This window comes from Halolamina pelagica (genome assembly GCF_900115675.1).
In the GTDB taxonomy this organism is placed as follows: Archaea; Halobacteriota; Halobacteria; order Halobacteriales; family Haloferacaceae; genus Halolamina; species Halolamina pelagica.
The window spans coordinates 19,904-35,119 of sequence record NZ_FOXI01000019.1 but is presented as its reverse complement, the minus strand read 5'-3'; the positions used below and the strand labels follow the sequence as shown (position 1 = coordinate 35,119).

Annotated in this window: 17 protein-coding genes; all 17 read left to right on the top strand. The window is 64.1% G+C overall.

Annotated features, from left to right (window positions below):
• The coding region (locus BMZ83_RS14910; protein WP_177191579.1) for a S8 family serine peptidase at nucleotides 1-1,071 on the top strand (1,071 nt) is incomplete at its 5' end.
• Between the two features lie 2 nt (nucleotides 1,072-1,073).
• Nucleotides 1,074-1,781 carry a hypothetical protein gene (locus tag BMZ83_RS14905; RefSeq protein WP_074880454.1) on the top strand — a complete coding sequence of 236 codons (708 nt, stop codon included), beginning with the start codon at nucleotides 1,074-1,076 and terminating at the stop codon, nucleotides 1,779-1,781.
• A 108-nt stretch (nucleotides 1,782-1,889) separates the two neighbouring features.
• A complete protein-coding gene (locus BMZ83_RS14900; protein ID WP_143077006.1) occupies nucleotides 1,890-2,972 on the top strand; it encodes a hypothetical protein in 1,083 nt (360 codons plus the stop codon).
• A 101-nt stretch (nucleotides 2,973-3,073) separates the two neighbouring features.
• A complete protein-coding gene (locus BMZ83_RS14895; RefSeq protein WP_143077005.1) occupies nucleotides 3,074-3,709 on the top strand; it encodes a hypothetical protein in 636 nt (211 codons plus the stop codon).
• Between the two features lie 93 nt (nucleotides 3,710-3,802).
• On the top strand, nucleotides 3,803-4,054 hold the full coding sequence (locus BMZ83_RS14890) for a hypothetical protein (protein WP_074880445.1): 252 nt from the start codon (nucleotides 3,803-3,805) through the stop codon (nucleotides 4,052-4,054).
• A gap of 70 nt (nucleotides 4,055-4,124) precedes the next feature.
• Nucleotides 4,125-4,301, top strand: a complete 177-nt coding sequence (locus tag BMZ83_RS14885; RefSeq protein ID WP_177191578.1) for a hypothetical protein — start codon at nucleotides 4,125-4,127, stop codon at nucleotides 4,299-4,301.
• Nucleotides 4,298-5,221: a hypothetical protein gene (locus BMZ83_RS14880; RefSeq protein ID WP_143077004.1), complete on the top strand. Its 924-nt coding sequence runs from the start codon at nucleotides 4,298-4,300 to the stop codon at nucleotides 5,219-5,221. The genes BMZ83_RS14885 and BMZ83_RS14880 overlap by 4 nt, the downstream gene beginning before the upstream one ends.
• A complete protein-coding gene (locus tag BMZ83_RS14875) occupies nucleotides 5,221-5,415 on the top strand; it encodes a hypothetical protein (protein WP_074880435.1) in 195 nt (64 codons plus the stop codon). The genes BMZ83_RS14880 and BMZ83_RS14875 overlap by 1 nt, the downstream gene beginning before the upstream one ends.
• Before the next feature lie 102 nt (nucleotides 5,416-5,517).
• A complete protein-coding gene (locus BMZ83_RS17005; protein ID WP_166623304.1) occupies nucleotides 5,518-5,667 on the top strand; it encodes a hypothetical protein in 150 nt (49 codons plus the stop codon).
• Nucleotides 5,664-6,239: a hypothetical protein gene (locus BMZ83_RS14870; RefSeq protein WP_143077003.1), complete on the top strand. Its 576-nt coding sequence runs from the start codon at nucleotides 5,664-5,666 to the stop codon at nucleotides 6,237-6,239. Before BMZ83_RS17005 ends, BMZ83_RS14870 begins: the two co-directional genes overlap by 4 nt.
• Nucleotides 6,240-6,254: 15 nt before the next feature.
• The gene (locus BMZ83_RS14865; protein WP_074880431.1) at nucleotides 6,255-8,612 is read left to right on the top strand and encodes a hypothetical protein; all 2,358 of its coding nucleotides are present in this window, start codon (nucleotides 6,255-6,257) and stop codon (nucleotides 8,610-8,612) included.
• Between the two features lie 291 nt (nucleotides 8,613-8,903).
• Complete coding sequence (locus BMZ83_RS14860) at nucleotides 8,904-9,110, top strand: hypothetical protein (protein WP_074880429.1); 207 nt, start codon at nucleotides 8,904-8,906, stop codon at nucleotides 9,108-9,110.
• Nucleotides 9,100-10,122 (top strand): hypothetical protein, encoded by a 1,023-nt coding sequence (locus BMZ83_RS14855; RefSeq protein WP_074880426.1) that lies wholly within the window; start codon nucleotides 9,100-9,102, stop codon nucleotides 10,120-10,122. The genes BMZ83_RS14860 and BMZ83_RS14855 overlap by 11 nt, the downstream gene beginning before the upstream one ends.
• Complete coding sequence (locus BMZ83_RS14850; protein ID WP_143077002.1) at nucleotides 10,109-11,707, top strand: hypothetical protein; 1,599 nt, start codon at nucleotides 10,109-10,111, stop codon at nucleotides 11,705-11,707. Before BMZ83_RS14855 ends, BMZ83_RS14850 begins: the two co-directional genes overlap by 14 nt.
• The gene (locus BMZ83_RS14845; RefSeq protein ID WP_143077001.1) at nucleotides 11,700-13,769 is read left to right on the top strand and encodes a hypothetical protein; all 2,070 of its coding nucleotides are present in this window, start codon (nucleotides 11,700-11,702) and stop codon (nucleotides 13,767-13,769) included. Before BMZ83_RS14850 ends, BMZ83_RS14845 begins: the two co-directional genes overlap by 8 nt.
• A gap of 5 nt (nucleotides 13,770-13,774) precedes the next feature.
• Nucleotides 13,775-14,521 (top strand): hypothetical protein, encoded by a 747-nt coding sequence (locus tag BMZ83_RS14840; RefSeq protein ID WP_074880419.1) that lies wholly within the window; start codon nucleotides 13,775-13,777, stop codon nucleotides 14,519-14,521.
• Nucleotides 14,522-14,715: 194 nt separating this feature from the next.
• Complete coding sequence (locus BMZ83_RS14835; RefSeq protein WP_074880417.1) at nucleotides 14,716-15,075, top strand: helix-hairpin-helix domain-containing protein; 360 nt, start codon at nucleotides 14,716-14,718, stop codon at nucleotides 15,073-15,075.
• Nucleotides 15,076-15,216 lie beyond the last annotated feature (141 nt).

Here is a 15,216-nt window from a genome sequence, read left to right as displayed (position 1 = left end):
CGCGAGTCTGTCGGCGATATCTCGGCAGATTCGTCGGGCCAGACGGTCGCGGTCGTCGACACGGGCGCGAACACGGCCGACGGGCGCGTGTTCGGTAACGGCTCGGTCGGCTCGCCGATACGGATCAGCAACGCCTCAAAGAACATCATGACGAACGAGACGGTTGCCGAGGCCGGCTGGGACGCGATCGAAGACGGGAATGGGCACGGGACGTGGACGGCCGCCAGCATCGCCGCCAACGCGTCGGGCACCGTCCACGACGGTGTTGCACCTGACTCCCAGCTGCTCGTCGTGAAGGCCCTGGCTGACGATGGGGGCGGCTCGACGGCCAACATCGCGGATGCAATTCGGTATGCGGCCGATCACGATGCGGACGTGATCAGCCTGAGCCTGGGGGCGAAACTCCGCTCTCAGCCAGTTGTCGACGCCGTCACGTACGCCCAGAACGCGGGCTCAGTGGTCGTCGTCGCCGCGGGCAACTCTCGGCAGACCCGTTCGCCGGGCGTGGCCACACCGGCCGACGCGCCGGGCGTGATCACGGTCGGGGCGACGAACGGCTCCGGACCGCAGGAAGCGTGGAGTGCGTACTTCAGCCAGTACGCCGGCTCGCAGGCGGCGGACGGCAACGTGACGAACGCCGAGCCGATCGATGTTGTCGCACCGGGGATGCAGATCGTCGCCCGAACGCCGACGACCGGCGGCAGTCTCACGAACACGTCGCTGTCGGGCACGTCGATGGCGACGCCGATCGTCGCCGGCGGGATCGCTCGAGCGATGGCGATCAACGACACGCTGGCGGGCGTCATGGGCGGTGATTCGCTCGCCGATATTTCGCCAGCCGAGGTGCATGACGCAGTCACGAAGAGTGCCGAGCCGGCGCCACATCTCGCGACTGCCGAGGCCGGCCACGGGATGTTCAACGCCACGAACCTCGCCGGCGGGACCCACCCCGAGACGAGCCAGTCCGAGGCGATGACTGACCCGGCGCAGCAGCGCCAGACGTACTACGAGGCCGCCGCCGAGGCGGCGGGCGGGTTCCTTGCACGAGTGGTCAGCACGGCGGGGGGCTGATCATGCGTCGGCGTGAGTTTCTCCAGGCGGCTGGCGTGGTGGCGGTCGGCGGCACCGTGTTCTCGGCGAATGCACTGGGGAAACACTTCGACGCCCAGCCCGAGCACGTCACGCTCGCGTACGAGCCGTCGACGCTGGACCGCTACCGGCCAGAGCTGGTCATGCCCGCCGCGGCAGAGGAGAAGCTCATCGGCCTCTACGGCTGGGTTGCCCGGTCGGCGGAGCGAGAGACGAGCGTCGCGGTTTACTGGGCGAGTTACTCCCACCAGGACGGCTGGCTGGGGAATCTCGACAGTCACTACGGCGACCACGAACCGGTCTACGTGTTCTTCGACGACGAGGGCGAGGTCCAACAGGTGATCGCGTCGATCTATCACTGGATCGCCGGCCGAGTGCCGGGAACGGAGATCGCGCTCGTCGACGGGACGCATCCGCAGCTCCGAGTGATCGAACCGTGGCACCAGTACACGGCAGCCGGCCAGCCCGGCGAGTTCTTCGACGTGGACGATCTCGGGACCGTGTTCGACAGCTGGCTCGATAATGGACTGGAAGCGTCCCTTGCGCCGGGGGCGGTCACAAACCCGTGGACGATGCGATCGCGACCGGACTGGTGGCGCCGTGGGACCGTCGGGATCTCGATCAACGCAACGCTCGTCGACACGATGATGGCCGTCGGCGTCGGCAACGTTGGCAGTCTCTCAGAGCAATGATACACCTAATCCATGCGCGGGCGGATCGCGACCGGCCACCGCCCGTGCCACCTCCCCCGCAACGGCGAGCGTATCGTGTGCGAACCAACTGACTTCCTTCAGCAACTGATGGAATTCCCAACTTCACAAGCGAAGAGCCTCCTGCTCGTCGCGATCATGCTGGTCGCAGCGGCCGGCGGCGCCCTTGCGGCGGCGCCGACGGTCGACACCGAGACGACCAACACCACAACGACGACAGAGCTCAACGACGCAGGCACGCAGGCGTACAACGCGACAACTGACTCCCTGATCGCATGGGAAGCTGACAGTCCGAACTCGAAGGTCGAGATCACGCAGGGCGGCGAGACGATCTACGAGGCGACGCCGGAGAACTACAGCGCGGTCGACTCCGGCACGGACGGCACGCTCGACCTCTGGTACTACAACGTTTCGCTGGCTGACGACGGGTCGGACTACTCCGGCCTCGAGGTCGGCGCCGGTGAGTCCGTGACGCTGAACGTCACGTTCACGAACAACACCGAGGCAGTGAGCCCGGACACCACCAACATCAGCTACACGTACAGCAACACTGAGGACCGCGCGCTCATCGCCAGCGAGAACCCCGAGAGTGAGGACACCGACGCCGGCTTCTTCGGTGGCTTCTCGCTGTCGAGCCTGAACGTCTTCAGCGACTCCGACAGCGAGGACGAGGATGTCGGGACGGTCCTCTCGACTGACTCGACGACGGTCACCCAGAACACGACCGAAGTCCAGCTGGACACCCTCAACAGCAACCTGACTGACGCCTACGCGGCGTCGACCGAGGACGCCAGCGCCGGCGACCTCGTCTGGTCGAGCTACACGCAGCTCACCATCGGCGACGACAGCCAGTACGTCCCGGTCTACTACCAGACCGCCAACGAGGATCACGAGTGGCTCGACACGACCGAGGACACCTACGCCACGATCTCCTCGGACGGCCAGACCATGACGATCCACAACCCCGACGCGCTGCTCGACGACGGACAGACGTCGGCAACGCTGGACGTGACGACTGTCGGCGACGAGATGCTCGGGTTCATGAACGCCCGGAGCATGCTCACCGCTGACCAGTACGATGCGTCCGGCACGACCGTCTGGACGACTGCACTTGGCGCCGGTGTTGACTACAACGGTAACCCGGACTTCGTGGCTGACGAACTCGAAGCGTAAAACGACTGATTAACTGCTGTTCAAACCCCCTACACGGTGCTTCCCCAAGAGAGTACCCGCCCGTTCGGAGCAGTGGGGTTCGACTCCTCACACGGGCGTTTATGAATACTACCAGGTCGGCGAGCCTCCTACTCGCCGCAGTCTTGACTATCGGTGTCGTTGGTGCAGCGCCGGCAACTGTCGCGGCCCAAGACGACAGTGGCGTCCTCGGTGACTTCCTCGATGATACTGACGAGGATGGCATCGACTGGTCAGCAGCCGCGATGGCGACACTGGATAAGACGCGCTGGTGGGCCAGCAACTTCGACCCACTCTCGGATACTGACGAGGATCGAGAGAAGGCACTGGCCGACCGCGCCGATCTTCAACAGGCGTTCAACACTCACAACGAGTCGATTGAGGACTACACCAACGCCCGCTTCGGCGGCAACGAATCGGCGTGGAACGTCATCGAGACCACACACGTCCGCGACGATGGCAACGCAACCCAGTACCTCGTCGCCGATGTCTCAAACGACTCGTTCCAGAACGCCCGGATGGTCAATACCACAGACCTTCCGGTCGACAAGTCGGTGACGCTCTCGGGCTACGCGAGCGATGCTGCACACGACGAGCTTGATCTCTTCGTTGAGGAGTCCGTCGCCGAGGATCGTGACGTGACGGTCGCCTACACCACACGACTGGCGGCCGAATACAGCGGCTACGTCGAGCCACCGGAGGGACTCACTAATGACTGACCACACTACCAGGATCGCATCGTACGCCGAACAGCAGGCCGCACGAACGGCTATCCTCGGCCGCCGAACCCGGGGGAACGGAGGTGAAGAGTAGTGTCCGCAAGCATCGATACGGGCCTCGGTCTGCCGAGTCCGAAAGAGTGGGCCAAGACCGGCGTCGGGTACGCACGCAAGGCTATCTGGGCGAAGGACCCAGTCACGCAGATCGCCGTGAACGCGGTCATCATCGTCGCCATGATGCTTTCTTCGGCGGTCGGCTTCGTGGTCGGCATCCCGATCGCACTGTTCTCGCTCGGCCTGGCTGGGGTCGGCGTGCTCCGACTCGTCTTCGGGGCGGTGATGTAAGATGTTGATCCCCATCCCGCGGTCACTTGCCCGCGCAGTCCGAGGGATGCTCTCCGGGTCACTCGGCCGTGTGCTTTGGAAACTGCTCGTGCTCGTCATCGGCGGATTCGCGATCTACTACGCGACCGCGGTGACGAGTTCGTACATCGTGATGGCTGTCGTTGGGATCATCGTCACGCTCGCCGTCAGCCGCACCGTCCGCGAAGCCGCGATGGACATCTGGTACATGAACTTCATGCGCCTATGACTCGGTCTGCAGACCTCGCATTCGTGGTCGTGCTCGTCCTTGCGGCGGTCGCGCCGGCGTCGATGGCTGCTGCCCAAGAGTCGGTGTACGAAGCCGACACCGACCACGAACTCGCGACCGACGGCGCGATCGCGGAGTTCCGCAACCAGAGCCACGTCACGGGTGGGGTGTACGGCCTCAACATGAGCCTCACCGTCGCCGATGACGCCGACGACGCCGGCCTCAACGACTGGCTCACTCGCAGTAGTGGCCGCGTATTCCTCCGAATCGACTACAACGAGGATCTCGCCCGGACGGTGCGGTTCTACGTCCCGAAAGCGTACGTCGCGCCCCAACTCAAACAGGGCCTCGAAGCCAGTAACGCCGACCTCCCAGCTGACCTCGAGCCGACGCAGGACCGCAACCACACGGCGGTGACGGTCACGCTCGACGGGCCGACCGAGGCTGTGTTCCCGATCTCGGCGACACGGGGCTCGATCGCGAGCGGCCGGTCGACCATCGGCGATATGGTGGCCAACGTGACTGGCTTTTCACTCCCGTCACTGACGCCGAACGGCGCTGATTGGCACTACATCGCCGCGAGCGAACTGGCAGACAACCAAACCGACTCTGTCCCGAGTAATGCAACCACCATCCAGTATGACACCAACACCGGCACTGACGCGGAAGCGAATTGGGTCCCCGTCCCGGACTGTGACGGCGGCACCGACGGCGTCTGCACCTACACGAAAGCCGATCACCTTGACCGGACGTTCCTGCTCTCAACGAGTGGCGACCCGCCGCAGGTTCGCTACCGTGAGGGGAGTTCGATCACTGGGCAGCTGGACACGGCGGTCAACGACGCCCTCCACGGCGTCGATAATCTCGTCAACGATGTCACGGGACTATTCGGCGACGATGACGACGACGGAGATGCCTGATGGCGCTTGAGTTCTCGCCGGGTGGCCGAGGCATCCTGCTCATCGGCGCGCTGGCCCTGGCGCTGCTCATCTGGATGCAGACCTCCGGATCGTGGGTGACACTCAGCCTGCTCCTCGTTGCGGTCGGTATCGTCACGCTACTGCTGTGGGGCGCCGGCACGCGGATCGTCCGGCGCGTCGCGGGGGTGCGCTGATGATCTACACAACCGTCGGCGCCGCGGTCGCGCTGGCCATCCTCGTAGCGGTACTGAGGCCGAGTGCAGCGAAGGGTTTCCTCAACGTAACGGTACAAACAGGTGTTCCTGCTACTCATCGGCGGCCTCTCGACGTACTACCTACTCACGACCGGCGTGTGGTATTTCGTCCTCCTCGGTGGTGCCGGTGTCGTCGCCGCCGTGTGGGCCGTCTGGTTCGCTGATTCCGGCTTTGGAGGGTGGGCACGATGATGCACGAGCGGTTCGAGGCGCTGCTGGACCAGGTCGAGCGGCAGTTCCGGCGGGCCTCCTCGCAGGTCAGCCTTTCGACGAAGCGGTACGCCAACCGACGCCTTACCGAGATCACGCCGAAGATCGAACGCGTCGGACGGGAGAACGCCTACCAGGATTTCCTGCTCGACCACATCCAGCAGCAGAAAGAGCAGTTCCAGCTCTACCGCGAGTTCCGCGACGCCGATACCGAGGACGAGGAGGAGTTCCTGAGTACCCGCTATCAGGACGCACTTCGCGAGAAACCGGTCTGCACCTGCAGCGGGAAGTTCGCACACAACTGCCCGTTGAAGGAGGGAAAGCTCCCGATCGAGGTCCGGAACGACTCGGACATCGACGACGGCATCCGCGAGTTCAAGGCCAGCCACAGCGGCCAGCCGCTCGTGCTCCTCGACGCCCAGCAGGAGTTTGCGGGGCTGATTGCCGACGTGGAGGCCGACCTCCGCGACCTGATCGCGGTGTTGACGACGGACGAGGTGCCGGCGGATGCACCAGAAGCCGATGCACAGCCAGCTGAACAACCGAGCGACTAACCCGATTTTCCATACATGAGTACCGACGACACGACAGACAGCAAGTCCTTCATCGAACACACGCAGTCCCAGCAGCAGCGTGAGGACTACTGGGACCGCAACGAGGATGTTCGGGAGTCAATCCGCCTCTGTGCGCGGGCACTCCAGCGCGGTGAGCGGAAGCACTACCACTACATCGCGAAACAACTGCGCGATACACTGCTCCCGCGGCTCGTTGGCGAGGGCACCTCGTCGCCAGAGGACTACGACGGCGTCGTCGGCGACCATCGCGACTGGTCTTTCGATGCACTCACGCAGTTTTTCGAACAGCCGAACACCTACGTTGCCGCCGTCTCGCCCGAAGCTGGTGACCGGATCGCCGGCCGGGCGAAACTCACCGAAGTCGGTGACGGGTTTGAGGTGGGCGAAGCAACGGCACGGCAGATCATCGGTGCGGCGTTCCGCTCTTGCACCGCGATCGCCGAAGAGGAGGAGATCATCCGCACCGAACTTCGGTCGCGCGTCGATGCAACGATGTTCGACACGAAGATCGGCGAGCACATTCAGGACGCCGAGCAGGACCTCGGCGACACCGTCGAGGCGATCAGCCTGCTCTCGGGTGCGCTGAAGAACATTCACACCGGCGGTACCGGGCAGGGGAAGTCAGCGGGCGTCGAGACGGAGGGGGAGGCGTACTACCTGCAGAACTACACCGAAGGACGCGACTTCAAACTGCTCGACTTCGTCGGCCTCCGGGACGGTGAGAACTGGGTCTACGACATCCCGCAGCACGACGCGACGATGCGGAACAGTCGTGAGGATCAGGACGCCCCACCCTCCTTCGCTGAGGATCCTGACCGCGGCCCGGAGACCTATCCCGAGTTGGAGATTCTCGTTCCCCTGACGCCGGGACTCACCCAACAGGAACTCCCCTTCGACACCGACGCCGAGGAGTTCACAGTCCGCCCGTTCACCATCCCGGCATCGAAGATCAGCAAGCGGCTGCTCATCTCGATCATGGCGACGAAGCTCACGCCAGAACAGGAGAGCATCATCCGGAGTGCGTACACGGACGTAAACAACCGGAAAGACGACTGGACGCTCGCCGATCTCGCCGAAGAGGTGCGCTCGCGAGAGGAGCTGAGCGACATGAAGCAGAAGCCGATCGTCTCGACGCTGAGTGACCTCCAGCAGCACGGCTTCATCCGGACGCAGGAAGACGACTACACGCTCGACTGGGGCGATATATTCGCCGACACGGAGACGATAACCGTTTTCTCACAGGCGTTCATCGACGACGAGATCGCACAGTTCATCGCGGTCGGCCACCTTGCCGAGACGATAGTGAAACAGCGCGAGCAGCGCTACGGAATCGCTGAAGCCGTGCTGTTGATGCGAGAGATGTGGAAGGTCGCACCGCACAACCGCCGGCAGTCCTTCGACGCCCGGGCGGCGGCACTCCAAGAGGCGATCGGACACATGCTGACCGAACTGTTCCGTGAGAACCGCCACAGCGGCGTGCATTTGTCCTGCGACACGCAGTACCTGTCCGACCTCCTAAAGCCGATCCGGGAGCTGTTCAACCGGTACGTCGTCTACAACACGAACCGCGACACGGTCAAGGACGTCTTCGAGTGGACCGCGAACGACAAGTGGGGGAGTTTCTACAACACACTGACGCCGAAACCCGGCGAGGCAAGTATCGTCGGGATGGTCCAGCCCGCGATCGATGAACGCGGGATTGAGTTCCTCGGTCCGGTGGACTTTGCCGGCCCCTCACACCACCACTTCACCGAGAGTCGCGACGATAACGGCTGGCAGGCGCGTGTGGACTATCTCACGCCGACCGAGGAGTGTGAGGAGTGCGGGTCGGAGGCGCTCGATCGCGCGGAGAACCTCGCCGACCTGACCTGCGAGGACTGCGGCCACGAGATGGTCGATCTCTCGCTCGGTCGAAACGAGGAGCTGCGGACACCGCTTTCCGAAGGCCGTCGATGGGACGACGAGGTGCCGACACGGCTCACTGTCAACGCTGGTTACGACGAAGACGACACGCCAGACGTTGAGCGGCGGCCAGTCGCGGTGTTCGTCAGCAAGTGCCTCCAGTTCCGGGAAGGCGAGGCTGTGAAGCGCACAGATGTGCGTACTGCGTTCAATGAATTCATGCTCGATCACGACCGCGAACCGCGTGACTTCGACGACAGTGGCGTGATGGCAAAGTTCGGGAAACGGCTGTCGAAAGCTTTCGGTGATGACTGGGACGACATCACGCGGACAAATCGCGACGGTGAACGGGCCTACAAGAACCTTCAACTAACCACTGTCGGGGTAGAGTATCTTGAGGACGCGATGGAAGGTATCGAAGACGCTGCTGCCCCGCTGGCGGACCGATAGGGCCGGCATATGCGGGAATATTCACCCATTCATGCGGTATACAATCACCACCCGGCTCCGGGGTGTGCGAGGTGTGCGGGAGTTCAGTGACGGCTACGCGCTACTAACTACAGTACGCGCGCGTCAGGCGCACGCCGCGAACATCTAGTAGAGTCTGAATTTCGGTCGAGATCTCCCTCGACCTGGCAGCGTTACCAATCTCGCCGTGTGCTGCCCACGGCTCGAGTTCTGTTTTCCAGCACCAGCAGTCATGATCATGATAATCATCACGACCGCCGCGAGGTGGTCCTAGTGTACCGGACGAAGAGCTACCAGATCGACACGCCGGAAGCACTCTGGCGTGAGTTCACCGCAATCCACGACGATCGGGATCGGATCAACTCCCGGCTCGTCGAACTCGTCGCCCAAGACGTCCGCGAAGAGGTTGATGGCGGCCTCGACCCCCAGGTTCGAGGCGAGATTAACCGCATCCTCGAAGGTGATCTCGATGGTGCTTGAGTCACTGCAGGCTCGCCTCGGCATCGTTGGCCGGCAGCGGAAGTTCGTCAATCTCGAGTCTGCACGGGAGCTCGAAGACATCTCCGACCCCGAGACGGTAGAGGACGAATCATCAGTCTCGCTCCGGGAGTGGGCCGACCGACACCCTGCGGCGGCAGTGGTCCTCGGTCTCGGCTCGCTCTTGGCGGCCGGGTTGATGGTCCGCTGGGGTGCCCGCTTCGCGATCGGTGCGCTGCGGAGTCCGTGGACCTACGCCACGGTGGCGGCACTGCTCATCCTCGGCTGGGTGTACCGCTACGGCTGGCGTCGGCGTGACAGCCAGGTCACCGAACTCGATGAACTCCAGCTGAAGATGGGCGGATCGTCGAAGGCGTACAAGGGCCGCCACGTCGAACTCCCGGGCGAGGCGAACGCGTTCATCCCGATCAAGGGGTGGAGCGGCATCCTCTCCTCGCCGAAGCCCTATCGCAACGGTGAGATCGCTGCGGGCCTCGGCATCTCGCTCGACCCGCGTCGCGCCGACGAAGACGGTGCTGCAGTGATCCGCCTCGAACCCGGGGAGTACGGGAGCCTCGTCGGCGTCTCCGACACTGAGTGGGGCGGGACGAAGATCGTCCAAGAGACGAACAGCATCACCGCTGATCCCGGTGGGAACTACACCTCACTCCGATGCACGCTTCCGGAGTTCGACGACGCCCGCGTCGACGGTCTGCGAAAGCAGAACGAGCAGATGGCGAACGACCTCAGTGACGCGAAAGAGGAGATCAACGTCCTCCAGCGCCGCCTCCAGAACACCAGAGAACGCATGAACAAGCCGATCGAGGAATCCGTGAACGACCGCATCGAGACGCACGAACGACTGAGTGCTGCCAGCCGCGGCCGGCCGCGCCAGCAGCAGACCAGTCCAGAAGTCGGTCCGAAACCGCGGCAGGACTTCCAGGGGAACGGGTCGATGAGCGCCGACACAGAACTGCAGCAGGTTGAGGAGGAACTCAAAGATGACGAGGATTAGTCGCTTTGCGACCGTCGGCCTCCTGGTGCTGTCGCTGGTCGGCGGCGCCGTCGGGCCGGTGGCCGGGCAGACCGGCCCACAGGTCGAGTCCGCCGACCTCGCGGTCACGCAGCCCCACTACGTCGACGAAGACGTGCATCAGTCCACCTCGAACGGCACGATCATCTACCAAGCCGGTGCGGCACCATTGGAGATTGCCCCGCAGAACTTCGACGCGAGGGACGTGGTCGACTTTGGCGTCGAAACCCAGGGAGGGAACGCTGAGCTTACCTACAACCGCGACTTCGGGCAATTCGAGTTCTCGGCTGATGCCGACGGGACGTACGAACTCTACTGGTCGGTCGAGCGCCGAATCGAAGTCCAGAACGAGAGCGGCAACGGCACTCACATCGAGACCCGTGGGCAGCGGTACACCGCGCTGATCCGCCTCTCTGGGCTGACGGAGATGGTTCACCAGCCAGCCAGCGAGATGACGCAGACCCGCGAGGACGCCGCGAAGTGGCAGGAGTGGAACGCGACGATCGCCGACGTGCAGGAGACGATCGGCACCAGCCTTCCCGTCAAACTCGGGTTAGCGCAGCCGCCGAGCGCCGAAGAAACGATGCAGGGGATGGTCAACGCCTACCTGACCTTCCGCGCCCCGCTGCACATGCTGACCGGCAACTACACGCAGATCCTGACGCTGGTGACGATGACACTCGGTGGCTGGCTGTTCGTCGCCACCGTGATCGTCCCGCTGTTGCTGGTGATCGCCGGGCTCGCTTACCGGTCTAACCGCTTCGAGACGACCGAGGCCGACGAGGGGAAACTCTCCCAGCGTCTCGGCGAGCAACAGCGGAAGGAGGACCTCGAGAAGCTCGCGAACGCCAGCCACAACGACATCTGGGAGGGTGACGACTACATGGCCGGCGCGATGCGGGACCTCGGGGACGACCCGCTCGTCGCGATCAGCAACCTCTTCAGCGAGATCAGTCCTCGACTGGCGATCCATGCGCGCCTGCAGGCGATGGACGCCGCGGGCTGGACGGCCGTCGTGACGAAGCGCGCGAGCACCGACGGCGGTGACGACGAAGCCGGCACGATCCTCGAGGCCGAGGTGCAGCGCCAGCGTACCGTCGACGACGATGCTGAGACGGCGTCGTTGGCTGTCGAGCCCGACGACGAACTGCTCGACGCCATCGACTGGAACCAACAGGAGATCTGGCAGGAGTTCGACCTCGCTGATGCGGGCATCGATCCGACCGACATGAGCGACACAGCGGTCCAGACGTACGAACTCGAGGACGTGGTCGAGAAGACCGACCTAGACATGCAGAAGTTCGATGACGAGATGAACGCAGCGCAGGGCGTGGTGGAACTGCTGGAGTACGTCCGCGAACACAACGTCACGGACGAACATGGCGAGATCGACGGGCTCCGGTACTACCTCGAGCACCAGCTCCGAGCAGCGAACGTCGTCGAGGATCGCTTCCACCTGCCCGTCGACGCCTACCGCGACCTGTTCGAGCTCGCGATCCTCCAGCACGACGCCGGCGCCGAGGCCGAACAGACACTGCAGGACATTCGAGATGGTGCCTATGCGTGAGCTACTGCTTCAGGGTGACGTGAGTGTTCCGACCACCACATCGGGACAGACCGCTCTCGCCGCGATCATCACGGTCGTCCTGCTCGTCGGGGCGATCGTCGCCTATCGGCGGAGCAAGGTCCTGGGGCTCAGCGACGAAGAGAAACAAGTCAGGGAGGACGTTCGCGCCCAGCGTCGGCAGCGGACGGCCGCCGAACTGAAGCTCTCGGTCGACACGGTCCAGGAACTGAGCGAAGCCGAACTGCAGCGCCGGTTTATGGCGCTGTTCGACACGACGGCCGAGGAGACGATCACGCGCCTGCCCGCGGCCGCCAAGCGGGTGAGCAGTGCCGTCTCGTCAGCGTGGGACCAGCGTGTTGGCTGGCTCCCAACACTGGCCCGGCGTGCGGTCGGGCTGGCCGGCGCAGTGGTCGTCCTCGGCGCTGTCGCGGTCTCGGGTGACGCCGTCGTCCGGCTGCTCCAGACCGACCCCTCGACGCCCGGTCCCGCGTCGATCACCAGCAGCATCAGCACCGGCATTCAGTGGAGCATCGGCATCGTCGGGAGCTATCCGTACGCCGGCACGTTGTGGGAACTCGCCTACGCAACCGCGATCATCGGCGTGCAGTGGCTCTACCGGCAATGGGCACTCATCGCCACGGTGTTGGTCGTCAGCGCCGTGAGCATCGTCCTGCTCGACCGCCGCCTCGACGACGAGGTCGTGCCCGAGCGCATGATCCAGTCCCGTCGACTGGCCCTCGGGACTGCTCTCGTCGGTGTCGTCGGCGTGTGGCTCGCCGGCGTCGCCCCGGTCGCCGTTGCCTCGGTGGTCGGAGCGCCGGCGCTGTTCGGTGTCGCCGTCCTTCCGCTGGTGATCGCACTGGCCTGCACGGCGGTCGCATGGGTGCTACAACAGGGCCGGGCGTACCGAATCACGCAGCTCGCTGGCCTCGGGTTTGCACTGTCGAGTGCCGCGGGTTCAGAGTGGGCCTCGATCGCTGGCCTGTGGTGTTCGGCCCTGGTCGGCATCCTGTTCATCGCGGCCGTCGGCCCGCATGCAGTCCGTCGAGTCCGGCGTGGGATCGCCGAAGTCGCTGGGAGTGACGCCCGGCCCGCGGCCGCGCTGCTGGTCATCCAGCGCCTGGTCATCGGCGTCTCGATCGTCGCCGGCGTGCTGGTAGTTGCGTACGCCGTCGTGAGCGTTGCGAACGGCCAGTGGAGTCGTGTGCTGGCTGCGGCGGCGACGGCCGCGCCAGAGGTGCAGTTCGCGCTCGGAGCGGTCACGATGGCCGTGCTCGGGCTCACGGCCTACTCCCTGCGAGAGGCGTGGCCGGCCGTGTGCGAAGAGGTCCGTGCCGCCTACGCCCAGCAGGCCGTCCGGGCGAAAGTCCTCGGGCGAGGTATCCCGTGGCTGGGCGTGTTCTTCAGCTACGTCTTCTTCACGATGCTCGTCGGAAGCATCCCGATCGCGCTGGTGCTAGCCGTCGTCGTCGGTGTGATTCTGCGCTACGGGCTCTATCTCGCCGACGAAGCGGAGTACCGCGCCGACGGAGAGGCGATCATTCGGCGGCTGTTCCGCTCCCAGCCGACGATGATCGTCGCCCGCGGCCTCACGCTCCACGTCGACGGCGAAGAGGTCTACCGGCTCGAGGTCAACGGCGAAGAGTTCGTTCACGACGACCAGGAGCAGCTCGTCGCGGACGTGATCCAGTACGTCGATGCCGCCATCGCCCGAGAGGATGAACCGCGCGTCGATAGCCGCGAGTTCGCTGACTACCTGTTCCAGTACGGGATCGCGGACCGAGCGGACTGGGAGCACAAGCTCGACGAAGTGATTCGGAAGACGGCCCTGAAGCCGTTCCGGAGTGGCCGAGTGCCGATCATTGGCCGAGACAAGCGGCGCGTGAGCCGGTCGCGGTTCGACGCGTTGCTGGATGACTTCGACGACGATCGCGTTCGGAAGCGGCTGCGTGACGACGATCTCTACCGCTGCCTTGATCTTGGTGATCAGTGGGTGACGCTGGAACGTGATCCCTACACCGTCGACGAACAGCGCGGGAGCTGGCCGACGCTGAGTGGGTGATCGAGATGCCGCACGATGTTCTGATCCACACGCCGAGTTGGAAGCGCTGGCCGGTGGAGTTCGGCGGCGCCCGCTGCGGGCTCCCGGACAAGGACCGCGGCTGGCTGGACCGGTATGGGCTGGCGTGGGGCGCCCGTGTTCGCGAGGATCCTCGCGACCGCTGGCTCAACCGCCACGAAGACGTCGACTGGTGGGTCGAAGTGAACGACATCGACGTTCGCGGCGGTGACGAGAAGCCGGCGGTCCGTGACTACTACTCGGACTGGTTCCTGCTCGATCGTGACTTCCCTGAGGGTACTACTCGGGAGGATGTTGACGAGGAACTCGTTCGTGAGATCCTCCGAGACCGTCGGGGGTACGCCGTCGCGTGTGACCTCTCGCTTCGCGACGTGTCTGAGCTCCGCGCCGAACGCACGACGACGATCCGCGATGTCGAGGAAGCCAAACAGGGACGCGTCGACGATGCGATGGAGGAGTACGACGTTCCTAAACTGCTCCAACCGTGGGCCTTCACAAAGGCGGAGAAGCGGGAGCGGATGCAGAGCGTCCTCAAGGCGGTCCGTGATTATCCAGTCAGCAGTTACAGCGATATGGAGATGCGGTCCAACGCCTCCGAGAGTTCCATCCAGAACTACGCCAGTGACGACGACGAACTCGGTGCCTGCATGGCGAAACGCGGCCACGAGTACGTCCTCACTCTCGTCGGCGAGAAGGCGCTCGAAACTCCGTGGGAAGAGGTGGCTCCAGAGTGAAAATCACATCATCATCAGGCCCGGGGGCGCGGCAGGATACATGGTTTATAGTGCGCGCGTAGTTGGCAGGGTCGCATCTCAGAGCCAGTCTTGATCCCAATGAAAGCCCAGAATCTCACCAGTAGAGTAGGGTATCGTTCCTGTTCGACGGTGTCGAAGGTGGGGAACGGACGCCGAGGAGTGGGTTCGAAACGATGAGCTGTCTCGAGATCGTCGGCGCCGGCGTCATCACGATCATCGTGGCCATCGGTGCCCTCGAGGAGCACGGCGAGGATCTTTCGCCGGTCGACCAGGCCCACCGAGACTACGAAGCCGGCCGGATCGACGAGCACGAACAGGAACATCGACTCGCGTTCCACCTCGACGATCGGAACGAGGAGATTCGCGAGGTGGTCCGCCAAGTGAACAACGTTGGCGAGGAGATCTCGAAGGATATCGCTCGGGAGTTCGAGTCCTTGGACGAGCTGCGGCGAGCCGATCGTGAAGACCCCACGGCGATCCACGGCGTCGCCCAGAGTACAGCCGATGCAGTTCTCGCGAGGGTTCGTGAGTAGCAGACTAGGGCCGCCACCAGCAAATCGAAACGACGCCCAAATGTGGTCTGACGGGGTGCCTGCCTCTGACAATTCAAACCGCATACCTGTCTTGTGGCTAATCCGTAATAATGATAACGACACCAACATTAACTCGATGCG